Source organism: Trinickia sp. HAY1-2D (assembly GCF_056754935.1).
This window is the reverse complement of record NZ_JBPGWX010000002.1, coordinates 2,341,072-2,363,359: the sequence shown is the minus strand read 5'-3', so window position 1 is coordinate 2,363,359 and position 22,288 is coordinate 2,341,072. Positions and strand designations below refer to the sequence as shown.

Sequence of the window (22,288 nt, the reverse complement as noted above, 5' to 3'; positions counted from 1 at the left end):
AAACTGCATCGATCGCCGAGACGTGTATGATCCTCGGATAGCTGACCTGTCATCACCGCCGATCCGGAAATGCGCACATGAAAGCCTCAATGATGGGCGAGCGCATTGTTTTATTCGATGGTGGGCCGTTGCCGACTCCGATAACCGACCCGCTGTTTTTTTCGCCAGGGAACTATGTTGTGAGCCATTCAACGGCTGAGTCAAGCGGTGCGTGAGGGTGAGCATTGTCACGACAAAGATAGTCTACAAAGTGTTTGAATCGAACATCGTTCAAGCCCCGCTCGATTTGGGTCGCCGTGTCATTGCCTACCCCACACTCGCGAGCAAGGCTTGCGACGCACGCCCATATTGCCTGTTCTCCCAGGTGCCCATGACAAAGCCAGTGACCGGGTTCCGTTGTCGGAAACCTGTCCGCATAAGCTCTGGCGCCATGATTTACGAGCAAGTAAACATTAACTTGTGCGTGAAAATTTCGCGCAGTCAGACAGCTATTGAGCGCCGGTTTTGCAATGTACAGGGAGTCAACCCATTCAATCGCGGTGGTTGAAATCAGTCGATCGGCGCGAGTAAGCGCGCCGATATGTTTCATGACTAGTGAATATGAAACGGCAAAGCCAACTATCGCGTGAAATCTATCGGATAGGAGATTAAAAAAATCCTGATCGAGATCGTCGCTAAAGAATTGACGAAGAAATGCTAGAACAGGTGGTAGTCGAAAAAAATAATTCTCGACCGAATGCCCGACAGTTACAAAATTCGGGCATCCTTGTTGAGGCGGAAACCACGGGTTTTGTAGCTCCAAGTCGAGCGTAAGTCCATCCCATTCCCGGTCCGTTAGCGTGCCGAATTTTTCGGCGGCCTTCGCTGACATTGACGCAGATGCAGATAATTCTGTAAGCACCGTCTTAACTATTTCCTTCATTCCGAGACCCTTTATTTTCTCGTCTGTCAGGAGACTTGCAATGTCAATAACTCCAGGGAGCTCTTCGCTCTTCGTGGCACAGCGCTCGCCCTTCAGACGTTGAAGGACTGATTTGTCTGAATTCCCCTCGACCAAGATGGTTTTTTGTGTCCGTCGCATAACCGCGTTCAAATACCCCGCGATTGAATACCCCTGCATGTTATTCTCCGTCTGTTGCGTCGTCTATTTCGTCAAATAAATCGTCCTGCGGGCGCTTGGTGAGGCGCGGCTCAAAATCCTGCGTCTCATCGAAGTGATCGGCCCCAACCTCCGGTGAGTGCGTGCAAGCAATGATTTGGCGATTCGGAGCCAAGGACATTAGCTCATTAAGAATCATTCTCTGCCAGTCAATATGCAAAGAAAGCTCCGGTTCATCGATGAGAAAAATTCCATCTTTAAATCGCGAGCGGCAAGCTGAATAGAGCATTGTCAAAATCTGACGCTCGCCGGAAGACAGGGCGGAAAGTCCGTACGAACGACCTCCCTCAGTGCCTACGGAGACTGCCGACCTAACATGCTCCCGGCCTGCGGTCTCGCCAATTTTTAGAGTTTTTTGCGTCCCCAGGAGCCGATTAATAGAGGTCTCAAAGTCTCGGCTGCTCTGTAGAGCGTTCTTTCTTGCTTCCTTGCGTTCGACTAACGTTTCCAGGTACAGCGCAAGCACTGATTTTTCAATTCCCTTTGATTCATGCGCTGGTCTTTGCTTGAGAAATTCCATCGCCTCGCGTAATTGATCTGAGATTGGCTCGGATCGACGATTTCCGAGTTGATAATCCTTACTATCGAGCGAGTCCGCAATAGAGGCGAGCGCATCTTCAATTTCAAAGGGCTTTTGTGGATTATCTAGGCCAACAATTGTTCGGAATACTTTGACGAAAACGTCTGCGAACATATTTTGTTCACGCTCCGCCATCGCGAACTGAGCCGATCGCCATTCAGATGTCAGTCCGTCATCAACTTCCATTATCGATGGATATCGGATTGTCGGTACAAACGGCCCAAACCACTGGCGGCACTGCACTGTTTTGCGCGCCGTTATGCTCGCCTCTTCCCGCAGCGTACGCATTTCAGTCGCGGCACGTAGTCTTCGAACGCCAAATTTTTCGCGGAGCGACTCCAACTCCTTTGCCTCGAGCTCATCCAGATTTGAATCACGTGTTCTATCGCGGTAGTAGGCCCCCACCTCATCGCGAACCCGCTCGAGAACTGATCGAAACGCGGGTAGGTACGTTGAACGCTCGCCGAGCACGGTGCGAAGAGATGTCAACTCGAGCTCAGACAGATGTTCAGAGCTGTCAACTAATGAAGTCGCTTCGCCATTAACGCGCACCTTGACACTATCAGCGTCCGTGGTTTTTGTTATCTCAAGTGTTGTGCCGGAAAAAGTCGAAATTGCGATCTTTCTGAAATTTAGATATTTAAATCGCTTGAAGTCGAGCTCAAGGGCGTTGGCTAATATGTGAAGGACTGTTGTTTTGCCTTTGCCATTCTTTCCATAAATTATGTTCAGTCGCGGCTTGAACTCAAGGTCGACGTCGAACTGCTCGTGAAGTCCTTCGACGGTAAGGCTTCTTATTCCGGCTTGCGGTTCCACACTTTCTCCAAACTGCGTTTGTTATGTGAGATGTAATGCTAGCATACGAACCCAATTTGCCCGTCGTCTTTGAGGCCGTGGGGCATTAATGATTCCAAGAGGTCACTATGGACAGCCGCAGGACTTGAAAGGGGCGGGTGTACGGACAGCCGCGAACACGGAGCCGAGGGCTGCGCGGTCCTCCTCCCCGCCTGCGGCGCAGATGTAAGGAGCGGTTTCTGTGCGCCAGGAGTCTCGGCGGCCGGCCTCTCGTGGAGCGCGCCCGCGGAGAATGGCGAGCATGCCCGGATGATGCGTTTTTGTGCACATAGTTGCTAGTGTGTGACGCTCGGCCCGCTGCGCGGTGGATGCACCGCGGGGCTCGTGGGAGCATTGAACACCCCTTGGCCCCTCATTCGGGGGTCGACGCGTCCTCAGGGGCGGGAATGTGGAACACCATCACAGAAACGATTAGTTCGCGGTTCTTATCGCCGGGCTGATGCAAGACGTAGCGACGGCCAGTGTCGTCGTTCCAGTCCGAGGACCGCTTGAAATGCGGGTGCGTTGTCATTGCTGCCTCGACAGCGGTGAGAACTTTGCTCGTGTCCGTGCCGCGGTTAAAGACAAGAATTGCTGTCTTCGAATCTCTCCAGGACGTATAGCTGAGAAGCTGGTCCACCGCGTCCGAAAATTTCTTTGCGCCATTCCAGAATTTGCATTCGGCGATGAAAACGTTGCGCCCGTCGGCGCGCAGCAAGATGTCGGTCTTGCCACCGAAGTTAAATGTCTCGCCGGTCGCGCCGCCCTCAAATTGCCCGTTCAATTGCACGAGAAAGTGTTGGCGCAGCGCCTCCTCATCCATCCTGGCAAAGGCGCGCGGACTGCGTTCCATCACCAGCTGTCACCTTCCGGCATAAAGGAGCCGGGTATTTCCGGCATATAGGCGCCAGCAGAAGTGGGCAGAATCGAGCATCTTTGTGGTTCAAGAATGTGCCGTTTATCCGGCGTTTGCAAGGTTCAAGTGATGCTCCGGCAGGTGCCTCGGGCTGCGATATGAGTGCCCATCGAGCACGAGGCAGTAGGCGTTGTGACGCAGGCGGTCGAGCGTAGCCGAGGCCAGCAAGCGGTTAGCTGGAAACGCCTGATCCCATTCGGTCAGATCGAGGTTGCTCGTCACGATGGTGGAGGCCGCCTCGTAACGCTCGGCGATCAGTTCATGCAGATCCTCGTCGGCGGGCGGACGAAGCGGTTTGAGCCCGAAGTCATCGATGATCAACAATTCGACGCGCATTAAGCTGGCGAGCCGACGCTCGTAGGCGCCGGTGGCGCGTGCTGCGTTCAAGCTCGTTGTGAGCTGGGTGCAGGTGGTGAACAGCACGTCGACTCCCTGGCGCACGGCGCAATGGCCGAGGGCCTGCGCCAGATGGCTTTTACCGGTACCGCAGGGCCCGACGATGAGCACGGGTGCGTGCTCGCCCAGGTAACGACCGCCGGCCAGATCGTGTACCAGGGCACGGTTCAACTGCGGTAGCCGATCGAAGTCGAATTGCTCCAGCGTCTTGCTGGTGCGGAAGGCGGCGCGTCGCATGCGTAACGCAAACTTCTTCTGCTCGCGCCGGGCGACTTCGTCTTCGATCAGCAGCGCGAGGAAGTCGACGTAAGAGAGCTTCGCGTCGATCGCTTGGCGATTGCGCGCCTCCAGCGAGTCGAGGATGCCGGACAGGCGCAGTTGCTTCAGATGTGGGGTCAAGGCTGGCATGGGTTGCATGGCCATCTCCTGGGTCAGTGACGCACGTGGGCGTCGGGGGCAAACAGAGACTGGGCGTCGCGGGCGAAACGCGCGCTGGGCGCATGGATGTGGTCGTTCGAATCGGTGAGTGGTTGCTGATCGAAGCCGCCGACAAGGATCGTCTTGACGGTCCGATAGAAGGGACTGGCGTGTGCGAGCGCCCGAGCGCACGCCGCTTCCAGGCGCGAAGCTCCGTAGGGCTTCTGCAACCGCATGACGCCCTGCGCCGCACGCAGGCGTTCGAGAATGTGATCGGCCAGCAGCAGTTCGATGAGCTCGGCGCAAGCCGGCCCCACGCGCGTAGCTTGTTCGAGACACCACTGCCGATCGTGAGCGAGAAACGCGCGCGCCTCGGGCGGCAGGTGGTCGCGCACGGTAAGCCGATCGCCGGGGCGGCGGCCGCGTACGTGCGAAGCGACCAGTCGGTAATCGTCGTAGATACAAACCGAAGCATCCGTTGCACGCAGCCACAACCGTTTGCCGACCAACGAGAACGGCACGGAATACAGCACGCGCTGATGGGCGACATGGCAGTCTCGGTGAACCGAGACCTTGTGCCAGGTGCCCAGATCGGGGGCGACGGCTGGCAGCTCGCGCATCAGTGGCCGTTCGATCTCGAACAAATCGAGCGGTACTTTGCGTGTTGTACCGTGGATGCGACGCCCCGCTTCATGCATGACCCAGTGACGAGCCTGCTCGTTCAGATCCATGAAGTCGCGGAACTGGCGCAGCGGCAGGAAGTTGCCTTTTACGTATTTGACGCCGGCTTCGACGATGCCCTTCTTGGGCGGGTCCGCCGGCGGGCAGGGATCGATCCGGAAACCGTACCCTTCCGCGCATTCCGCGTAGGCGCGTTGCACGACAGGGTCGTAAGCGCAGGCACGCGTGATCGCGCACTTGGGGTTGTCGATGATCACGCGCGTGGGCACGGCGCCGAACCATTCGAAGGCGCGACGATGGCACCCGAGCCAAGTTGCGACCGTCTGGTCCCAGACGAACTCGACGTACTGATGTCGCGAGAAGGCAAGCGTCATCACGAACGCCCACGTGCGCCGCAGCACGCCGTCGGCGTCGGGCAGCATCGGGCCGGCACCGAAATCGACCTGCGCCGCTTCGCCGGGCGCAAAGCTGAGCGGCACGGTGGCCTCGGGCGGACGGTCCGCGTTGATCGAAACGATCATGCGATAAACCGACGAATAACTGCCGGTGTAGCCGTGCTCACGCCGCAAAGCGGCCAGAATCGCGGTGCTGTGAACGCCGGTCCAAATCCGACACTAAACGACGGCGTTCCGGAATCGAGCCACTGAGCGGCCGGATCTTATTGCGCGATGTGTAGGGAAGGTTGCGCTGGGCATTGACGACGCTTTGCGCGTCGTAAGGAGCCCGTAGGGCGAGTGCAGACGCGCAAAGCGCGTTGGGAGATGACGGCGGGAAGCGGTTGCGGTAGAAAGGCACAGCGCCGAAGAAACCACCGACGCGACCCCGGCTAAACCGCCAAGTTAACCCCGGAGTCGCGCCACACAAGTCAACGTGCAAAGCCAGGGGCTTTAACACAGGGAGCGCGTGCAGCCGCAGTATTCCACGGCTGGCGCGCTCCTGTCTATGCGTTCGTCTTCGGCGTTTCGATCGGAGCGCCGATGACCGAAGGCTATTGCCAAGAGCAGCCCACGGGCCGCCTGTTCCTTTGCGCCCGCTGTCGGGCACAGGTGTTCATTTGTCGCCGCTGTGATCGCGGCCAGATCTATTGCGCCAACGGCTGTGCGCAAGCGGCTCGCCGCGCGAGCCAGCGCGAAGCGGCCCAGCGTTACCAGCACTCTCGCCGTGGACGTCTCGCCCATGCGCAGCGCGCCCGGCGTTACCGGGCACGAATCAATAAAGTGACGCATCACGGTTCACTCGCGACGGCGTCCAGTGCTCTACTGGCTGCGGAGTCGATGCGCGCCGCCTTCGCTCATCATCGCGTCACGGCATCAGTGCCGACGGCGACGCATTGCCACCTATGCGGCAATGCGTGTTCGCCGTTCGTACGCCTTGGCCCGCTGCGCCGTCGAGCTTTCCATTCCATCTACCGATTGCGGGGAGGCTCTGAAGGTGACGATTGACGCTGAACTCGAAGCCCATATCCTGCGGCTCTATCACGTCGAGAAGTGGCGCTGCGGCACCATCGCGCGGCAACTGCACGTGCATCGCGACACCGTCAAACGGGTGCTCGCGCAGGCCGGCTTGCCGCGCCATGGATCGGCGCCGCGCTCTTCGATGATCGAGCCATATCTGCCGTTCATTGGCCAGACGCTCGAGAAGTATCCGACACTCACCGCCAGTCGCCTTTACGGTATGGTGCGTGAGCGCGGCTATCAGGGCGGCCCCACGCACTTCCGGCATCTGATCTCGCTGCACCGGCCGCGCCCGCCTGCCGAGGCGTACCTGCGGCTGCGCACGTTGCCCGGCGAACAGATGCAATGCGATTGGGGGCACTTCGGTCACTTGCAGATCGGCCGAGCGCGCCGGCCCTTGATGGCCTTCGTGATGGTGCTCTCATACTCGCGCGATCTGTATCTTCGGTTCTTCCTCGACGCGCGCATGGAGAACTTCCTGCGCGGCCATATCGGCGCCTTCACCTGCTGGGGCGGGCTCGGCAGGGTCATCCTCTACGACAACCTGAAGAGCGCCGTGCTCGAACGCCAGGGCGAGGCCATCCGTTTCCATCCGACGCTGCTCGCCTTCGCCGCGCACTATCGCTTCGAGCCCAGGCCGGTGGCCATTGCGCGCGGCAATGAGAAGGGCCGCGTTGAGCGTGCGATTCGACATGTCCGCGACGCGTTCTTCGCGGCCAGGCAGTTCACCGATCTGGACGATCTGAATGCGCAAGCCGAGCACTGGTGCCGCACGCAGGCGGCCGATCGCCCGTGCCCGGAGGATCGCATGATCAGCGTGCGCCAAGCATTTACTCAAGAACAGCCAACGCTGCTTGCGCTGCCCGAGAACCCGTATCCCGTCGAGGAAACGCTCGCCGTCAAAGTCGGCAAGACGCCCTACGTGCGCTTCGATCTGAACGACTACTCGATCCCGCACACGCACGTGCGGCGCACGCTCACGATACGCGCCGATCTCGAGCAGGTACGTGTGCTCGATGGCGCCGAGATCATTGCCCGCCACGCTCGCAGTTTCGACCGCGGCGCGCAAATCGAAGAGCCCGTTCACATCGAGACGCTCGTCGGCGTCAAACGCGAGGCCCGGCATCATCGCGGAATGGATCGCTTGGCCAAAGCCGCCCCTGCTAGCCAAGACCTGCTGCGCCGCGCGGCTGAACGCAATGCGAATCTGGGCACCATCACGGCGGCGTTGCTGCGTCTGCTCGAACGATACGGCGCTGCGCAATTGCAGGCCGCAATCGGAGATGCGCTCGAAAGCGGCGTTCCGCACCCGAACGCCGTGCGCTTGGCGCTGGAGCGCCGCCGCGAAGAGCAGCAGCTACCGCCGCCGCTTGCCGTGTGTCTGCCACCGCACGTACGCCAGAAGGACACGCCGGTTCGACCACACCGGCTCGACACCTACGACCAACTCGCCGGAGGCTCCGATGAGCTCGCTTGAATCATTGCGTACGCGCGCACAGGAATTACGTTTGCACGGGCTGTTGGCCCACTGGCCGGAAGTTGCGCAGCAGCCGTGGGTCGCCCCGCTCGTGCAGTGGGAAGAAGACGAGCGAGCCCGTCGCTCGCTCGAGCGGCGCATCAAGGAAGCGCATCTGGGTGGATTCAAAGCCCTATGCGACTTCGATTGGGCTTGGCCGTCACGATGTGATCGCGGCGCCATCGAGGATCTGATGACGCTCGGGTTCATGAAGGACGCCGCCAACGTCGTGCTCATCGGCCCGAACGGCGTGGGCAAGTCGACGCTAGCGAAGAACATCGCGCATCAGGCGCTCGTGCATGGGCATACGGTGCTGTTCACCACCGCCGGCAACATGCTGGGCGAACTGGCCGCGCTCGATAGCGATTCAACGCTGCGCCGGCGCCTGCGTCGCTATGCTGCGCCCGACGTCCTTGTAATCGACGAGGTCGGATACCTCTCGTACTCGAATCGCCATGCGGATCTGCTGTTCGAACTGATCAGCCGCAGATACCAGAACAACAGCACGATCGTGACATCGAATCGACCGTTCGCCGAATGGCACGAAGTGTTCCCCAACGCTGCCTGCGTCGTCTCGCTCGTCGATCGCCTGGTGCATCTGGCCGAGGTCATCTCGATCGAAGGCGAATCGTACCGCCTGAAAGAAGCTCGCGAGCGGGCTGACAAACGCGCCCGCCAGCGCAGTCCCGGCAAATCGGCCAAGGGAGGGCAGACATCATGAAAGCCCCGCTGTTGCCTTCCGGTCGAACGCGCGGCCTGAGCTTCGTCGTGCCCGATGATTGGACGCCCGAGCAGGCGCTCGCCGTGTTCGAGCTACTCGACGACCTGCGTGAAGTGATTTGCGCCCGATATCTGCCCGACATGCAGCGGGTCCTACGTGACGATCGCCGGCAACACGAGCTGCCGCTCAACGAGTGCGATCCGCCGTTCTGATCGATGTCATTGACGACAAAGGGGCCCACGCGGCCCCTTTGTTCTTGAGTGATTCGCTCAACCTTGCGCCGTCGTTTAGCGTCGGTTTTACACCGGCGCTAACAGGTGCCGGGCACTTGCTGCTCGATCCATGAGGCGATCAATGCGCGGTGGACCTCGAGCCCCGAGACGGTGGACCTAGCCTTGTGCGGCGGCCCGAGCGCCGCGGCGATCTCGGCGTCATCCGGTAACGGCGCATCGGGCTTGAGCCAGCCTCGTTGTTCGGCCAACTCTCGCAGTGCGGCGAGCTTGCGTCGGCCCATATAGCGACAGCGCGCCAGTTCGCGCTCGGAATCCCCGTGGCGCATGCGCACGAGAACCTGGCGATATTGATGCATCTCGATTCTCCGTCGGCCCATCGCAGCCTCCCTTGGGGGATCACGCCCCACAAGTTAAGCCTGCGATGAGCATCACGATCGAGATGCTCGATTCCTGCCCTGGCTCCTGGCTCCTATATGCCGGAAATCGACTGGCTCCTATATGCCGGAAACGCGGTGGCTCCTTTATGCCGAAAACGTCCCGGCTCCTTTATGCCGGAAGCCCAGTGGCTCCTATATGGCGGAAGATGACACCAGCGCCATATTCCGGATTACGGACAGAGCGTGTTCGTACTGCGTCATATCCCAGGAGGGCTCGGCAGCATACGGCGCAGTCGACGCGGGAGGCAAACTTGGGGCGGCCTTCTTACGAACGTCCGGAACGGCGTACGTTTTTGGAGTTCCAACGCGCTCGCGTATCGGGATCCCGAGCGATGCCACTCGGTTCTGATTTTCAAGGAGGCGCTGGCGCCGGCCATTAACCGCTTGTTCAGCGCATGTATGAAGAGATCTGATCCATTGTTCGATCTGATCGTTCCCCCACTTAATGTGTTGCTCGATTTCAACCAGAAGACGGTCAATGTCACTCCGGATGTCCCGCTGCTGATCATGCGGCTGCATAAACACCAGTACAAGTGTGTTACCCCGAATGCTCGCTCGCGGTGGATTCGCAGTGAACTGATTCGCCCGCATAAAAAATAAATCCGGGTCGCCCTCGAACGGCACGTGGATCTCAATGGTCTGGCCGGGAACATAGAACGGCCCCGACCGAGCGTGAGAGAAGTGTCGGTACGGGTCGGCGCTCACGTCGACTTGCGTCTCTTGTTGGTCTACCGTCCATTCTGAGCGATGCAATGTTATGTGGGGGACCGTATATTTCTCGACGAGGTATGCAATTAAATCGGCGGGCGCGGTATTCAGGAGACGTTCGGCGTCGATCCCATCGACCTCACGTTCGAGAGTCTGGACCTTTCCATCTAACATTTCCTGGAGATAGCCGGAAGAAAAGAGGTAGCCTCGGTTTCTACTGATGAGATCGAACATTTTGATTTCCCCGGGTAGCGATTTGTCTCATTGGCCGTTTCAGTCAGGTCGCTTGTGGTTTCGCTTGTTGCTGGCGTGGCGGTAACGGCGAGGCTTGGGCCGTCAATAACTCGGCCGGATACGAATTGAGAAACGTGTGAGCCACGTCAGAGTCACGGCAAGACAGCCAGTCGCCATAGTGCATCCGCGGCACGATAACCACGCTCCGTTTCTGGTCGCCGGGCCTGTGGAAGCGGCGCATTAGCGGATGCGTGTCAGCGTTGATTTTCAGCATGGTGAATGACAGCGCGAGGCCGTCGCGATCGGCCCATTCGCGCCAAAGGCCCGCGATAGCGAAAGGTTCCTTGTCGGCCATCCCGATTTCCCAGCGCACGGGTTTTCCTGTCTCATAGCATGGCTCATAGAAGGCGGTACAAGGGATCAAGCAGAGTTGACCGGCTCGCCAGGGGCCACTTGAAGGAACGCTTAGTGCCGACGGTCTCCGACCGGCAATTCATCGTATCATAAGGCTTTAAGCGATCCGGGATCCGCTTTCGGGGGATCAACCCAAATGTGGCGAATTTCGGCGTTCGCGTGCCGTCTCGTTCCTGCAGAACAATAGGGGCCAGTTAGTCTTTGTAGACCTCCTCGTGCCATTCGCCGACCGGCGGCTCCGCATCGAAGATGCGCGCCACATCGATCTCGCGGCCGACTTTGTAGCTCGTGCACATGCCACTCCCCAGCAGAATGGTCCTTCACTCGCATTCTGCCACGCTCTATACTGTATGGGCATACAGGTATTGTGGCATCCAGATGAAGCTCACCCCCGACAACTTCGTGCCGATTACTGACAACGAACTCCGCGACCTTTGGTTGCGATATCGAGAGTCGGAAGTGCGCCGCTTGATCCTTGAGGTTCACCGGGCGCGGAACGTATTGAATGGCGCTCACGCCGATGCTTTGCGGGCGCAATACGCATTGTGGGAGAAGAAGGACGGGGACGTGAAAGCGGCCGTTCAAACTGTAATCGACCGTCTTCTCGCCGAGAAGGTGCGCTTGGGTGCATTCGGCGGAAAGACGCCTCTGCGGTGATTTTGAGAGAGTGGATGCGGGTAGGGCTTTCGGGTTGTCCTGACCTCTTTATGCGGTTTGCCCCGCAGCGGAGACGCGGCTACGATTGCATCTCATATCCCGATCATGTGTGGAGGAGATTTGTCGATGGCCTCGGTCACAATCGACTTGGGTTTCGGTGAACAAGCAATTCTGTCTACCACCGGTGTATCAGCGATACCGACGGTGAAGCATCAGTGGGATGCCGAAGAGTTCTTACGACGTTGGCCACTGGCACGGTCAATTCATCAGGCGCGCGGTTACCTTCGGGAGCTCGGACTACAGGTCGCGTATACGCCGGCAGGCGTGAATCCGAGCGATGCGATCGCCTTGCTTCGGTCAGCGGTGAAAAGTGGCGGAGTCACGGTCGCGATTGAGCGCGCTGCGAGGCGATTTGGCGGCGGCCTTGCCGCTCCCGAGCGTACTTCGCGACGGAATCAGATCGAGCCGTCCCGTCAATCATTCGCTGAGATGGGAGAAGGTGGCAGCCCAGTAGCAGCGGCGTTTGGAGGAGCGGTTTCCGCGCCCAAGTCGTACTCTTGGATGCAGAGCTACGACGACGTTAGCGCTGACGATTTGATCAAGTACCTCGAGAGCGTCGTAGCCGGCACGCCGGCCCAAGCTGCGGCCCCAGATGCACATTCGTCGACGCCTCTTGGAGAGGGCGACCGGTTCGACTTTGGCACCAGTCGCACGTCCGACGATTTGATGAGCGTTTCTGGGCGAGCTGTTAGCGAGGAGCACGAGGCTGAGTGCTTCGAGCAGTATGAGCGGGATCTAGATATGTGCCACGCGCTCGGGAGCCCGATGGGAGGCGCTCGTGGCTTGGCGCTCTGTAAACAGCAGGCATTCATGAACTATCAGCAATGCAGGGGATATTGATGGCAACGCACCCGCCTTACTCTGTCGTATTGACCTACGACGACGATCAACAAAAGTTCAACGTACAGACCGCTGATCCGGTCAAGCTTGCGCCACTGCTCGCTGGTCGTCTCGAGATGCCGATCCTACTGGATGAGTTCGACTATAAGGTCGACGATGAATTTGCCCGTCGTCTTGGCGTAGCGATGCTCAACCTGATTGCTTTGGGCAAGCCCGATCTAAAGCGGTATATGAGCGTGACGCCCGGGCCGATTTCTGGAGATGGTGAGCGTCGATAGTGGTCACGAAGGGCTTGGCGGGCGCCTTCGTGACGCGCACCTGAACTCGGAAGCTGCAAGAACCACATATTGCATCACGAACCGGGGCGCGGTGCATTCCTCCGGTCGTCGTGACCTACGGCGCGCAATAATGCCTCGCGAGCTTTATGGAGATCGGCTTCGATGCAGCCGAATATGGCTACTTGCTCAAGCGACGAGAGGCGGGCAAAGGCTGCCGCGACGTCTTCGACGGCCAGCAGGCCGGTTAGGGCGGTGATGCGATCGATGCTGATCATTGCGACGTCAAGCCGGGACTGTAGAGACTCGGAATCTGCGGCGATTGGATCCATGGGGCGCGCCTCCTTGTGCGGGTTCGACAAGCCCGACGCTGACGCCAGATGAGGTGGCCGGGCACGAGACAAGGTTGGCGTACCGGGATAGAAAGAACCGGCGAGCCCGAAGGCTCCCTCGTCAAGGCCCGACCAGAGGAGGCACGAGACGCGCAGGCGATAAGCTGATCTTCCGCCTATCGCCTGCTTTCTATCATCCGGACGCCAATCCGGGTGTTCGTTGTTTCGAACACGCCGCAATGATAGTGACGGGGTAGTGGCGAATCAAGGGAAGGTTCGCATCGTCGGACCGTTTTACCGGTTGTACATGGAAGCTCGGGCTGACGAACATCGTGGAGCGGGCCGCGGGAAACGGTAACGGGTGTCACTAGGCCTCGAAAGCGGCGGTAACCCACTGAACAGAAACGGCAATTTACGTTACTGCCGGATGGTCACGGCCGGTCACTGAATGTGTAACGCTCGGCCAACTATTTGATTTCAAGCGGATTGAATGAGTGCTGCTGTGACAGAAGCAAAAGGTAACGTGTCACTTTACGGTTACCTATTTGTGACTGGTCTCAAAGCTGCGCAGGCCGTTGGCCCTCGGGGCACTGACGCATTGCTGCGGTGAGGGTTACCCGTGTTACCTGTTTCCGGCGGTCCGATTTTGGATCCCTGTGAGTGCCGGCTCATCGGTCCCGATGACTTGCTCGCTTCTGCTACCGGGCCTCGTCGCTTGCAGAAGGCCGTTACGCCAAATTTACGCCAAATGAAAAGGCCCAGCCTTGCGGGCTGGGCCTTTCACGTCAATCTTTGGTGCCCAGGAGAGGACTCGAACCTCCACGATGTTGCCACCGCTAGGACCTGAACCTAGTGCGTCTACCAATTCCGCCACCTGGGCAGGTGTGCGTCGTGCAGCAAAGATCGCCATTATATGGGCCCTGAAATTGCTGTCAAGCGCTTTATCGCGCCTGGTCGCAACGTGTCGGTCGGCGCTGGGAATACCGCCCCATTACGGCCGCAACGCCTGCCCGAAGCCACCCGGCTCCCTGCCGCGGCCCGCCGGCTGCCCGGTGCCACGATCCACAGTGTTAGAATCGCCCGCATTGCCATGATGTCTCATACCCCGGAACAAGAACAAACCACCGACACGCGTCCCTTGAGCAAATACCCGTACCCGATCCCGAGCCGCGAAGAGATTCTCGGCGTGCTGCGCACCAGCGACACGCCGCTCACCGCGAACGACATTGCCGAGACGCTTTCGATCAAGCGCCAGGAGCGCGAAGGCTTCTTCAAACGCCTTGGCGCAATGGAACGCGACGGCCAGATCCGCCTCGACAAGCGCGGCTACTACCAGCTGACTCATCCTTCGAATTTTGTCGCCGGCCGCGTACAGGGTCATCGCGACGGCTACGGCTTCGTCGTGCGAGACGATGGCCAGGACGATCTGTTCCTGCCGAACGCTGAAATGCAAAAGGTCATGCATAACGATCGCGTACTCGCGCGCGTCATCGGCTACGATCGGCGCGGGCGGCCGGAGGGGCACATCGTCGAGGTCACCGACCGCGCCAACAAGCGTGTGATCGGCAGACTGCTGAGCGAAAACGGCGCGCTGATCGTCGCCCCCGAGGACAAGCGGATCGGTCACGACATTCTGATCACGCAAAGCACGAAAAAAGCGAAGGTCGGGCAGGTCGTGGTGGTCGAGCTGACCGATTTCCCGAGCCGGCATTCGCAGCCACTAGGCCGCGTGTCCGAGATACTCGGGGACATAGACGACCCGGGCATGGAAATCGAAATCGCGGTGCGCAAGTACGGCGTGCCGCACGAGTTCAATCCGCAGGCGCTCGCCGAAGCCGCAAAGCTGCCCGACGAAGTCAGGCCGGCCGATCTGCGCCATCGCGTGGACTTGCGCGATGTGCCGCTCGTGACGATCGATGGCGAAGATGCGCGGGACTTCGACGATGCCGTCTACTGCGAACCGATGAAGGTCGGCCGTGGCGATGGCTTTCGCCTGATCGTGGCGATTGCCGATGTCTCGCACTACGTCCAGCCCGAGACGGCGCTCGATGCCGACGCAATCGAACGCAGCACGTCGGTCTATTTCCCGCGGCGCGTGATCCCGATGCTGCCCGAGAAGCTGTCGAACGGTCTTTGCTCGCTGAACCCGCAGGTGGACCGGTGCGTGCTCGTGTGCGACATGGTCATCACGGGCAGGGGAGAGATCAAGGCCTATCAGTTCTATCCGGCCGTCATGCACTCGGCCGCGCGCCTGACTTACACCGAGGTTGCGGCGATACTCGCCAATACGAAAGGTCCCGAGGCCGCACGGCGTAGCGTACTGGTGCCGCAGCTGCAGAACCTCTACGGCGTATTCAAATCCCTGCTTGCCGCGCGCCAAAAGCGCGGGGCGATCGATTTCGATACGACGGAAACCTATATCGTCTGCAATGCGCAAGGCAAGATCGAGCAGATTTTGCCGCGTCAGCGAAACGACGCGCACAAGCTCATCGAAGAGTGCATGTTGGCGGCGAATGTTTGTGCCGCCGACTTTTTGAAGCGCAACAAGCATCCGGGGCTTTACCGCGTTCACGCAGGTCCGACCGCCGAAAAGCTCGAAAACCTGCGCACGTTCCTGCGTGGTATGGGGCTCTCGCTGGGCGGCGGCGAGACGCCGCATGCGAGCGATTACGCGGCGCTCATGGCACAGATCCGCGACCGGCCCGACGCGCAGATGTTGCAAACGATGCTGCTGCGCTCGATGCAGCAGGCCGTCTACAGCCCCGATAACATCGGGCACTTCGGTCTGGCCTACGAGGCCTACGCGCATTTCACGAGCCCGATTCGACGCTATCCCGATCTGCTTACGCATCGCGCGATCTATGCCATTCTGGCGGGCCGTAAATATCGGCCGCAGCCACCGCTCGGCGTCACGCTGAATACGGCGCTCTCGCCGAAAGCGCGTGCGTTGCAGCAAGCTGACGAATCTGCGCCGCGCAACAACGGTGGGCCGAATACGGCAATCTGGGAAGAACTCGGTTTGCACTGCTCGTCCAACGAGCGGCGTGCCGACGAAGCTTCGCGCGACGTCGAGACCTGGCTCAAGTGCTACTTCATGCGCGACAAGCTTGGCGAGGAATACGGTGGGATGGTGAGCGGCGTGACGTCGTTCGGCATCTTCGTGCAACTCGACGCGCTCTTCATCGAAGGGCTCGTGCATGTGACCGAGCTCGGCGCGGACTATTTCCAATACGACGAGATCAAGAACGAGCTGCGCGGCGAGCGTACCGGCATTCGCTATCGATTGTCCGATCGCGTGCGCGTGCAAGTGGGCCGTGTCGATCTCGATGCCCGCAAGATCGACTTCCGGCTCGTGCGCGATACCGTGACGAAGACGGCGGTCGTGCAACAGCGTGCGGCGCTGGCCGAGCGAGCGGTTGCGGAGCCGGCTGGTGCGCGCGTGCGAACGCTTGCAAATGGCGAGTCCACGGCGCGCAAGAAGGCCGCGCCGGGCAAGACGCCGGCTGTGAAGGAGGCGCGAGCCGCACGCGGGCAAGCAGCCAGGAAACGAGGCGCTGCGACGAAGCCGGCTTCGAAATCGCACGTGCGCAAGAAGTAACCGCGGTAGCTTGCCGGTGCGGCGCGGCGCGCACCGGCTTACCGTCCACGCATGTCGGACGCTTCGGTGCCGGGCATCCCATCGGCGCATGTCAGCATGTCCGCATGCCCGTGATAGCGAGCGGCTTTTATCGGCTGCTCGCATCGCATACTCACACGATTTTTCGATTCAGCTATGGCACGTCTCAAGGTTCTCTACGGGTTTCACGCAGTGACGGCGCGCTTGCGTCACGACGCGTCCACAGTCGAAGAAGTCTTTTACGACGCGACGCGGCGCGACCGCCGTATGCAGGACTTCCTGCACACGGCGAAGGAAGCGGGCGTCCGGTTGATCGCGGCTGACGAGACACGTCTTTGGGGCCTTGCGCATACCGAGCGTCATCAAGGCGTCGTCGCGCGCGCAAGCGATTTGCCGCTCGCGCAAAATCTTGCCGAACTGCTCGACGGGATCCAGGGCCCGGCGCTTTTGCTCGTGCTCGACGGCGTGACGGATCCTCACAATCTCGGCGCATGCCTTCGCGTGGCCGATGCAGCCGGTGCGCACGCTGTAATCGCACCGCGCGACCGCGCGGTCGGGCTGAACGCGACGGCGGCCAAGGTCGCGAGCGGCGCGGCCGACACAGTGCCCTACATCACGGTGACCAACCTCGCACGCGCATTGCGCGAGCTCAAGGATGCCGGCGTATGGGTGGTCGGCACCTCGGGAGATGCGTCCGCGAGCCTTTACGGCACGAAACTCGACGGGCCCGTGGCGCTCGTCATGGGCGCGGAGGGCGAGGGGATGCGGCGCCTCACGCGCGACACCTGCGACGAAGTCATGCAGATACCGATGGCGGGGACGGTGGAGAGCCTCAATGTCTCCGTGGCGAGCGGTGTCTGTTTGTTCGAAGCGGTGAGACAGCGGACCGCCAAGCCCTGACGTCGTCAAACGGCACGCCACCGGAGCCGCTGCAAGTGGCAGCGTTGGCGTGCGGATGCCTTATCAGCGCTCGATCTGCTGATTCCAGCGCTTATCCCATTCCGGACGGCGCGCATTGATCGAATCCCAATCGACGACGGTAACCTTGCTCAGCAGGCTCTCGACGTTCCCGAGGCTCTTTTGCATCGATGCCGGCATCGTAGCCAACCGGTTGGTCGGAATCTGCTTGCCCGCCTCAGCCGCTTTTTCCTGCGCGGGCTTCGACAGCAGGAACTGCGCAAGCTTCTGCGCGAGTTGCGGATCGGGGTTGTGCTTGACGACGCACACATCGACGAGCAGCAGCACCGGCCCTTCCTTGGGCGAAACGTAGGCCACGGGCAAGCCCTTGTCCTGCAGATCGGCCACGGCGGTCGGCGTCAGCGGAAAGAGGCCGGCTTCGCCCGTTTGCACCATCTCCGAAATCTTCGCCGAATTCGGGACGTACTCGACGACGTTGGGCCCGACGGTATTGGGCCATTTCGTAAACCCCGGTTCGACGTTTTTCTCGCTGCCGCCCCAGAGGCGATTGAGCGCGAGAAAACCGTGCAGCCCGAATGTGCTGCTCGATTCCGACTGGAACACCACCTTGCCCTTGTATTTCGGATCGGCGAAATCGAGCCACGAGCTGGGCGCGGACCATCCTTTCTGCGTAAACAGCTTCGTGTTGTACGCGATGCCGGTCATGCCGAGTTGCACGCCCGCGCCGACATCGTCTTTCATTCGCGCAAACGGATAGAGCTCCTTGAGCACGGGCGAATCGTCGAGCTTTTCGCACAACCCCATGCTGACGGCTCGCGCCATGACACCGTCGTCGAGAAAGGCGACATGAATCTGCGGCTTATCGCGATTGGCGAGCAGCTTCGCGAGGATATCGGACGAAGTGCCGGGCACGACAACCACCTTCGCATTATTGGCCTGCTCGAACATCGGCAGGACCTGGCTCGTATAGGCCTTTTCCATCGGCCCGCCATTCATGCCGATGTACAGCGTTTTCGATTGAGCGTGAACGGCTGTCGCGGCAGCGGCGACGCATAGAGTAACGGCAACGGACGACAAGATCGACGACGGTTTCACGACGGGTCTCCTCATGACGAAGTAATGCTGGGCAGCGAAGCTGCAGCGGGAACGAATCGGTCGACATCGAACGCGGCAAGCGGTGTTGCGGTTGCGCCGGAGACCACGAGCTCGGCAAGCACTTCGCCGACGCCCGGGGCAAGCAAAAAGCCGCCGCCGGAAAAACCGAATGCATGTAACAGGCGCGGTACCCGGTGGCTGGCACCGATGATCGGGTTGTGATCGGGCGTGCATCCCTCGACACCGCTCCATGAGCGGATCAACAGCGCTTCGCGCAGCATCGGCAGCAACGCGCAGGCATCGCGCATGACCGTACGCGTGGTGTCGGAGGAAGGCTGTGCATATTGACCGTCGCCATAACCGCGCCCGCCGCCAATGATGCAGTTGCCGCGCGCGACTTGGCGTGCGTAGATGCCACCGCCGTAGACGCCGAGGTTGTGCGTGATGAATTGCGGTAGCGGCTCCGTCACCCACATGTTCGGGTAGATCGGCTGCATCGGGACTGCGTCGCCGAAGCGTTGCGCGATCGTATTGGCCCACGCGCCGGCGGCATTGATGAGCCAATCCGCGCTGAATCGCCGGCCGTTTGCCGACAAGTGAAAACGCGCACCGTCATATGTCGCATCGTCGAGCGGGGTCAGCTCGAGTACGTCGGCGCCCGCGCGGCGTGCCGCCTGCGCAAACGCCGGGGACACGAGCCTCGGATTGGCGTGCCCGTCGGTCTCGCAGAGCGATCCGCCGATCGCGGCTGAGCCGAGCCACGGATAACGCGTGCGAAACGCCCGGCCGGCGATGAACTCGAGGTGCAGTCCGTGCTCGGCGGCCATGTGCACGTACTCGGCGAGTCCCGCCAGGTCGGCCTCGCTGCGAGCGAGCCGCAGATGGCCCGACACCACGAACTCGCCATCGATACCGATCGATTCGGGCAAACGCCGCCAGACCTCGCGCGCGCGCATCGCAAGCGGCAATTGCTCGGCGGGGCGGCCTTGGCACCGTACGCCACCGTAATTGACACCGCTGGCCTGAGCGCCGCAGTAGCGGCGCTCGAACAGCACGACGCGCAAGCCGGCCCGTGCGAGCGCGAGTGCCGCCGAAGCGCCGACGAGCCCGCCGCCCGCTATTGCCACGTCGTAGTGATGGAGCTCACTCATCGCGCGCATGCTCCGGAATGGCGGCAAGCGCATCGTCCCCGAGTGCGGCTGCGAGCGGAATCGGCTTGACGGGAGCCTGCGCCCGCAAGCGCCCCACGGTTTGCATCGAACAATCGGTCTCGTCGGCGATCAGCGCGAGCGCTGCTTCACCGCACATGCGCCCTTGGCAGCGACCCATACCGACCCGCGTCAGCGCCTTCAGACGATTGATCTCCTTGGCCTCACCGGCGCGCACGCAGCGTCGCAGCGTGCCTGCGTCGATCTGCTCGCAACGGCACACGATCGTGTCATCGGGCCACGATGCGGCACGGCCAAAAGGCGGCGGGAACGCGGCTTCCAATCCCGAGCGAAAGACGGCGATCCTCTTCATTGCACGTTCGAGCGATGCCGTTTCTTCGCGATGCGCATCGGGCGAGGCTTCGCACTGCAAGTCCTCGAGTACCGCGAGCGCCGCGCGCCGGCCGGCAAGTTCCGCGGCATCGGCTCCGGCTATCCCCGCACCGTCGCCCGCGAGATAGATCCCCGCAATGGAACTGCGTCCTGCCGCGTCGCGCTCGGGCAGCCAGCACTGCGTGGTGTCGTCGAAGCGGAAGCGGCAACCCGCAATGTCGGCCAGTTGGGTTTCGGGACGCAGCCCAAAGCCGAGCGCGAGTGCATCGCACCGGATTGTTTGGACGATAGCCTCGTCGCCGTTCCCGGCATCAGCGCGACGCCATGCGAGACCCGTGACGGACCGTTCTCCGTGCACGCGCTCCAGCGTCACGTTGCGTTCGATCCGCACGCCGTGGGCCTGGAGCCAGCCGACGTAGTAGACGCCCTTGGCCAACGTGGCTGGCTGGCGAGCGAGCTTCGGCAGCGCTCGAGCCTGCGCGGCGAGCGGGCTCGTATCGAGCACGGCGGCGACGCACGCACCGGCTTTCGCATATTGGTATGCGACGAGGTAAAGGAGCGGCCCTGTACCGGCGAATACGATCTGCGAGCCGATCGCGCAACCTTGCGCCTTGAGCGCTGTTTGCGCACCGCCGAGCGTATAGACGCCTGGCAGCGTCCATCCGGGTATCGGCAAGACGCGATCGGTCGCGCCTGTTGCGAGGATCAGGTGGGAGAAAGGCACGTTCTGCTCGCGTGCATCATGCAGCGCCACGAGCCGGCCGCCTTGTCCATTGCGCGCCTCGCAGTCCCAGACCAGCGTATCGGCCTGATAGCCAATATGGGGGAGCAGCGCCTCCATCGTCGAATGGAGCGCATGGGCTTTGGCTGCCTCGAATCCGTAGAGCGTACGCTTCGAGCGTTCGAAACCGGCACCGGCGGCCGGCTGCCGATAGATCTGCCCGCCGCAACGCGATTGCTCATCGAGCACGAGCGGACGCAATCCCGCTGCGACGAGCGTTTCGGCCGCCCGCACGCCCGCGGGACCCGCGCCGACGATGACAATGCACGCAGCGTCGGTCATCGTTCGCCGCTCCACGCCGTGCCGTCACCAGGCGCGGCCGCACGGTCCCCGTCGCAGTTCATGCCGCTGGCCCTGGCGCGCGTGACGAGGCGCATGCCTGCCACGATCGGCGTCGAGCATGCGCGTATGCGCTCGCCGGCTTCGGTGTACAGCCAGCAGTCCTGGCATGCGCCGATGAGGCAGAAGCCGGCACGCGGCTCGTCGTTGAATTCGCTATGGCGCACGAACCGCTGCTGCAAAAGCACAGCGGTGAGCACCGTATCGCCAACCAGCGCTTGCGCCTCGCGGCCGTCGAGAAAGAAGGAGACGCTCGCACGACGCGTCTCGGCGACACGAACGAATTGCGGATCGCAGGGGTGGCAGGCGTCGGCTTGCCGATCAGGAGTGCCAAGCATCAATGATTGCCGATCAGGACGCGGTTGAGCCCGTATATGCGGTCGAGCAGCAGCATCGCCGCGGCGGAGATCGCGATTACGAGCGTGGAGACGGATGCCATCATCGGGTCGATCGACTCCGTCGCGTACATGTACATGCGCACCGGCAACGTGACGGTTTGCGGCGACGTGACGAAGATCGACATGGTCAGTTCGTCAAAGCTGTTGATGAATGCGAGCAACCAGCCGCCGGTGATGCCGGGCAGAATCATCGGCAACGTGATGCGCCGGAACGTGGTCCATGCGCTCGCGCCGAGCGAGAACGCGGCGTGCTCGACGCTGCGATCGAGCCCGCTAGCGGCGGCCAGGATCAAACGCAATACGAACGGCGTGACGATGACCACGTGCGCTATGACGAGCCAGGCAAACGAGCCCGTCGCGCCGATCACGGCAAAAAACCGCAAAAACGCGATACCCAGCACGAGCCCGGGAATGACGAGCGGCGAGAGCATCAACGCGTTGAGAAAGTTCCGCCCCGGAAAACGCGCGCGGGCAATCGCAAGTCCAGCCGGCAGGGCGATCGCGAGCGAGAGTGTTGACGCCAGGAACGCGAGTTTCACGCTGTTGAAGAACGCGCCAATGAAATCGGGGTAATTGAGAATGGCGCGAAACCAGCGCAGCGAAAGCCCGTGCGTCGGCAACGTCAGTGTCTCGTCGGGCGTGAATGCCACGAGCACGACGATGGCAAGCGGTGCAAGCACGAACAGGATCACGAGCGTATGAAACGCGAGTGCGAGAGGTCCGTTACGTCTCATGG

22 protein-coding genes, 1 tRNA gene and 1 pseudogene are annotated in these 22,288 nt (G+C 61.0%); 9 read left to right on the top strand and 15 right to left on the bottom strand.

Annotated features, from left to right (window positions below; translation table 11 throughout):
- Positions 1-172: 172 nt before the first annotated feature.
- The 5 genes and pseudogenes from ACR9ZC_RS18240 to istA (ACR9ZC_RS18220) form a co-directional block, all read right to left on the bottom strand.
- On the bottom strand, positions 173-1,120 hold the full coding sequence (locus tag ACR9ZC_RS18240; protein WP_481581355.1) for a hypothetical protein: 948 nt from the start codon (positions 1,118-1,120) through the stop codon (positions 173-175).
- A gap of 1 nt (position 1,121) precedes the next feature.
- Positions 1,122-2,555, bottom strand: coding sequence for an AAA family ATPase (locus ACR9ZC_RS18235; protein WP_481581354.1), 1,434 nt, complete (start codon positions 2,553-2,555; stop codon positions 1,122-1,124).
- A gap of 391 nt (positions 2,556-2,946) precedes the next feature.
- Positions 2,947-3,426: a hypothetical protein gene (locus tag ACR9ZC_RS18230; RefSeq protein ID WP_481581353.1), complete on the bottom strand. Its 480-nt coding sequence runs from the start codon at positions 3,424-3,426 to the stop codon at positions 2,947-2,949.
- A 105-nt stretch (positions 3,427-3,531) separates the two neighbouring features.
- Entirely contained in the window at positions 3,532-4,302 is a 771-nt protein-coding gene (gene istB, locus ACR9ZC_RS18225; RefSeq protein ID WP_481579760.1) for an IS21-like element helper ATPase IstB, read from the bottom strand.
- Positions 4,303-4,316: 14 nt separating this feature from the next.
- Positions 4,317-5,582: pseudogene (gene istA, locus ACR9ZC_RS18220) on the bottom strand (IS21 family transposase); the annotation flags it as partial.
- 378 nt (positions 5,583-5,960) lie between these two features.
- Between istA (ACR9ZC_RS18220) and ACR9ZC_RS18215 the strand changes: the two are divergent.
- The 4 genes from ACR9ZC_RS18215 to ACR9ZC_RS18200 are packed head-to-tail and all read left to right on the top strand — an operon-like array spanning position 5,961 to position 8,886.
- Complete coding sequence (locus tag ACR9ZC_RS18215; protein ID WP_481580383.1) at positions 5,961-6,425, top strand: hypothetical protein; 465 nt, start codon at positions 5,961-5,963, stop codon at positions 6,423-6,425.
- A complete protein-coding gene (gene istA / locus ACR9ZC_RS18210) occupies positions 6,415-7,914 on the top strand; it encodes an IS21 family transposase (protein WP_481580382.1) in 1,500 nt (499 codons plus the stop codon). Before ACR9ZC_RS18215 ends, istA (ACR9ZC_RS18210) begins: the two co-directional genes overlap by 11 nt.
- Positions 7,901-8,674 carry an IS21-like element helper ATPase IstB gene (gene istB, locus ACR9ZC_RS18205; protein ID WP_481580381.1) on the top strand — a complete coding sequence of 258 codons (774 nt, stop codon included), beginning with the start codon at positions 7,901-7,903 and terminating at the stop codon, positions 8,672-8,674. Before istA (ACR9ZC_RS18210) ends, istB (ACR9ZC_RS18205) begins: the two co-directional genes overlap by 14 nt.
- Positions 8,671-8,886 carry a hypothetical protein gene (locus ACR9ZC_RS18200; protein ID WP_481580380.1) on the top strand — a complete coding sequence of 72 codons (216 nt, stop codon included), beginning with the start codon at positions 8,671-8,673 and terminating at the stop codon, positions 8,884-8,886. Before istB (ACR9ZC_RS18205) ends, ACR9ZC_RS18200 begins: the two co-directional genes overlap by 4 nt.
- 98 nt (positions 8,887-8,984) lie before the next feature.
- Here the strand turns inward: ACR9ZC_RS18200 and ACR9ZC_RS18195 are convergent, their stop codons facing one another.
- The 3 genes from ACR9ZC_RS18195 to ACR9ZC_RS18185 form a co-directional block, all read right to left on the bottom strand.
- On the bottom strand, positions 8,985-9,263 hold the full coding sequence (locus tag ACR9ZC_RS18195) for a hypothetical protein (protein ID WP_481581352.1): 279 nt from the start codon (positions 9,261-9,263) through the stop codon (positions 8,985-8,987).
- 213 nt (positions 9,264-9,476) lie between these two features.
- Positions 9,477-10,286 carry a hypothetical protein gene (locus tag ACR9ZC_RS18190; protein ID WP_481581351.1) on the bottom strand — a complete coding sequence of 270 codons (810 nt, stop codon included), beginning with the start codon at positions 10,284-10,286 and terminating at the stop codon, positions 9,477-9,479.
- 43 nt (positions 10,287-10,329) lie between these two features.
- Positions 10,330-10,659, bottom strand: coding sequence for an SOS response-associated peptidase family protein (locus ACR9ZC_RS18185; protein ID WP_481581350.1), 330 nt, complete (start codon positions 10,657-10,659; stop codon positions 10,330-10,332).
- Positions 10,660-11,078: 419 nt separating this feature from the next.
- On the opposite strand from ACR9ZC_RS18185, the gene ACR9ZC_RS18180 reads away from it, so the two are divergent.
- The 3 genes from ACR9ZC_RS18180 to ACR9ZC_RS18170 all read left to right on the top strand — a co-directional run bounded on the left by ACR9ZC_RS18180 (position 11,079) and on the right by ACR9ZC_RS18170 (position 12,535).
- Positions 11,079-11,357 carry a hypothetical protein gene (locus tag ACR9ZC_RS18180; RefSeq protein WP_481581349.1) on the top strand — a complete coding sequence of 93 codons (279 nt, stop codon included), beginning with the start codon at positions 11,079-11,081 and terminating at the stop codon, positions 11,355-11,357.
- Positions 11,358-11,483: 126 nt separating this feature from the next.
- Positions 11,484-12,257 (top strand): hypothetical protein, encoded by a 774-nt coding sequence (locus ACR9ZC_RS18175; RefSeq protein ID WP_481581348.1) that lies wholly within the window; start codon positions 11,484-11,486, stop codon positions 12,255-12,257.
- A complete protein-coding gene (locus ACR9ZC_RS18170; RefSeq protein ID WP_481581347.1) occupies positions 12,257-12,535 on the top strand; it encodes a hypothetical protein in 279 nt (92 codons plus the stop codon). Before ACR9ZC_RS18175 ends, ACR9ZC_RS18170 begins: the two co-directional genes overlap by 1 nt.
- Positions 12,536-12,609: 74 nt before the next feature.
- Here ACR9ZC_RS18170 and ACR9ZC_RS18165 read toward each other — a convergent pair whose 3' ends face one another.
- Both ACR9ZC_RS18165 and ACR9ZC_RS18160 read right to left on the bottom strand, forming a co-directional pair.
- Positions 12,610-12,864, bottom strand: coding sequence for a hypothetical protein (locus ACR9ZC_RS18165; RefSeq protein ID WP_481581346.1), 255 nt, complete (start codon positions 12,862-12,864; stop codon positions 12,610-12,612).
- A gap of 793 nt (positions 12,865-13,657) precedes the next feature.
- Positions 13,658-13,744: transfer RNA gene (locus ACR9ZC_RS18160), tRNA-Leu, on the bottom strand.
- Between the two features lie 213 nt (positions 13,745-13,957).
- Here ACR9ZC_RS18160 and rnr point away from each other — a divergent pair.
- Together rnr and rlmB are read left to right on the top strand one after the other, a co-directional pair.
- The gene (gene rnr / locus ACR9ZC_RS18155) at positions 13,958-16,462 is read left to right on the top strand and encodes a ribonuclease R (protein ID WP_481582707.1); all 2,505 of its coding nucleotides are present in this window, start codon (positions 13,958-13,960) and stop codon (positions 16,460-16,462) included.
- 174 nt (positions 16,463-16,636) lie between these two features.
- Positions 16,637-17,380, top strand: a complete 744-nt coding sequence (rlmB, locus tag ACR9ZC_RS18150; RefSeq protein ID WP_481581345.1) for a 23S rRNA (guanosine(2251)-2'-O)-methyltransferase RlmB — start codon at positions 16,637-16,639, stop codon at positions 17,378-17,380.
- A gap of 63 nt (positions 17,381-17,443) precedes the next feature.
- Here rlmB and ACR9ZC_RS18145 read toward each other — a convergent pair whose 3' ends face one another.
- From ACR9ZC_RS18145 to ACR9ZC_RS18125, 5 genes are read right to left on the bottom strand one after another with little or no spacing between them, the layout of a single operon-like run.
- Positions 17,444-18,508 carry an ABC transporter substrate-binding protein gene (locus ACR9ZC_RS18145; RefSeq protein ID WP_481581344.1) on the bottom strand — a complete coding sequence of 355 codons (1,065 nt, stop codon included), beginning with the start codon at positions 18,506-18,508 and terminating at the stop codon, positions 17,444-17,446.
- The gene (locus ACR9ZC_RS18140; RefSeq protein WP_481581343.1) at positions 18,505-19,644 is read right to left on the bottom strand and encodes an NAD(P)/FAD-dependent oxidoreductase; all 1,140 of its coding nucleotides are present in this window, start codon (positions 19,642-19,644) and stop codon (positions 18,505-18,507) included. Before ACR9ZC_RS18140 ends, ACR9ZC_RS18145 begins: the two co-directional genes overlap by 4 nt.
- A complete protein-coding gene (locus ACR9ZC_RS18135; protein ID WP_481581342.1) occupies positions 19,637-21,097 on the bottom strand; it encodes an FAD/NAD(P)-dependent oxidoreductase in 1,461 nt (486 codons plus the stop codon). Before ACR9ZC_RS18135 ends, ACR9ZC_RS18140 begins: the two co-directional genes overlap by 8 nt.
- Positions 21,094-21,492 carry a (2Fe-2S)-binding protein gene (locus tag ACR9ZC_RS18130; protein WP_481581341.1) on the bottom strand — a complete coding sequence of 133 codons (399 nt, stop codon included), beginning with the start codon at positions 21,490-21,492 and terminating at the stop codon, positions 21,094-21,096. Before ACR9ZC_RS18130 ends, ACR9ZC_RS18135 begins: the two co-directional genes overlap by 4 nt.
- Entirely contained in the window at positions 21,492-22,286 is a 795-nt protein-coding gene (locus ACR9ZC_RS18125) for an ABC transporter permease (protein WP_173256087.1), read from the bottom strand. The genes ACR9ZC_RS18130 and ACR9ZC_RS18125 overlap by 1 nt, the downstream gene beginning before the upstream one ends.
- Positions 22,287-22,288: the final 2 nt, after the last annotated feature.

What these genes read in the sequence shown, in the direction of transcription:
- ACR9ZC_RS18190 (WP_481581351.1), bottom strand. Translation starts at nt 10,286, where the DNA reads ATGTTCGATCTCATCAGTAGAAACCGAGGCTACCTCTTTTCTTCCGGC.
- rlmB (WP_481581345.1), top strand. Translation starts at nt 16,637, where the DNA reads ATGGCACGTCTCAAGGTTCTCTACGGGTTTCACGCAGTGACGGCGCGC.
- ACR9ZC_RS18125 (WP_173256087.1), bottom strand. Translation starts at nt 22,286, where the DNA reads ATGAGACGTAACGGACCTCTCGCACTCGCGTTTCATACGCTCGTGATC.
- istB (WP_481580381.1), top strand. Translation starts at nt 7,901, where the DNA reads ATGAGCTCGCTTGAATCATTGCGTACGCGCGCACAGGAATTACGTTTG.
- ACR9ZC_RS18180 (WP_481581349.1), top strand. Translation starts at nt 11,079, where the DNA reads ATGAAGCTCACCCCCGACAACTTCGTGCCGATTACTGACAACGAACTC.
- ACR9ZC_RS18240 (WP_481581355.1), bottom strand. Translation starts at nt 1,120, where the DNA reads ATGCAGGGGTATTCAATCGCGGGGTATTTGAACGCGGTTATGCGACGG.
- istB (WP_481579760.1), bottom strand. Translation starts at nt 4,302, where the DNA reads ATGCAACCCATGCCAGCCTTGACCCCACATCTGAAGCAACTGCGCCTG.
- ACR9ZC_RS18175 (WP_481581348.1), top strand. Translation starts at nt 11,484, where the DNA reads ATGGCCTCGGTCACAATCGACTTGGGTTTCGGTGAACAAGCAATTCTG.
- ACR9ZC_RS18215 (WP_481580383.1), top strand. Translation starts at nt 5,961, where the DNA reads ATGACCGAAGGCTATTGCCAAGAGCAGCCCACGGGCCGCCTGTTCCTT.
- ACR9ZC_RS18170 (WP_481581347.1), top strand. Translation starts at nt 12,257, where the DNA reads ATGGCAACGCACCCGCCTTACTCTGTCGTATTGACCTACGACGACGAT.
- ACR9ZC_RS18165 (WP_481581346.1), bottom strand. Translation starts at nt 12,864, where the DNA reads ATGGATCCAATCGCCGCAGATTCCGAGTCTCTACAGTCCCGGCTTGAC.
- ACR9ZC_RS18200 (WP_481580380.1), top strand. Translation starts at nt 8,671, where the DNA reads ATGAAAGCCCCGCTGTTGCCTTCCGGTCGAACGCGCGGCCTGAGCTTC.
- ACR9ZC_RS18230 (WP_481581353.1), bottom strand. Translation starts at nt 3,426, where the DNA reads ATGGAACGCAGTCCGCGCGCCTTTGCCAGGATGGATGAGGAGGCGCTG.
- rnr (WP_481582707.1), top strand. Translation starts at nt 13,958, where the DNA reads ATGTCTCATACCCCGGAACAAGAACAAACCACCGACACGCGTCCCTTG.
- ACR9ZC_RS18195 (WP_481581352.1), bottom strand. Translation starts at nt 9,263, where the DNA reads ATGCATCAATATCGCCAGGTTCTCGTGCGCATGCGCCACGGGGATTCC.
- ACR9ZC_RS18145 (WP_481581344.1), bottom strand. Translation starts at nt 18,508, where the DNA reads ATGAGGAGACCCGTCGTGAAACCGTCGTCGATCTTGTCGTCCGTTGCC.
- ACR9ZC_RS18140 (WP_481581343.1), bottom strand. Translation starts at nt 19,644, where the DNA reads ATGAGTGAGCTCCATCACTACGACGTGGCAATAGCGGGCGGCGGGCTC.
- ACR9ZC_RS18130 (WP_481581341.1), bottom strand. Translation starts at nt 21,492, where the DNA reads ATGCTTGGCACTCCTGATCGGCAAGCCGACGCCTGCCACCCCTGCGAT.
- ACR9ZC_RS18135 (WP_481581342.1), bottom strand. Translation starts at nt 21,097, where the DNA reads ATGACCGACGCTGCGTGCATTGTCATCGTCGGCGCGGGTCCCGCGGGC.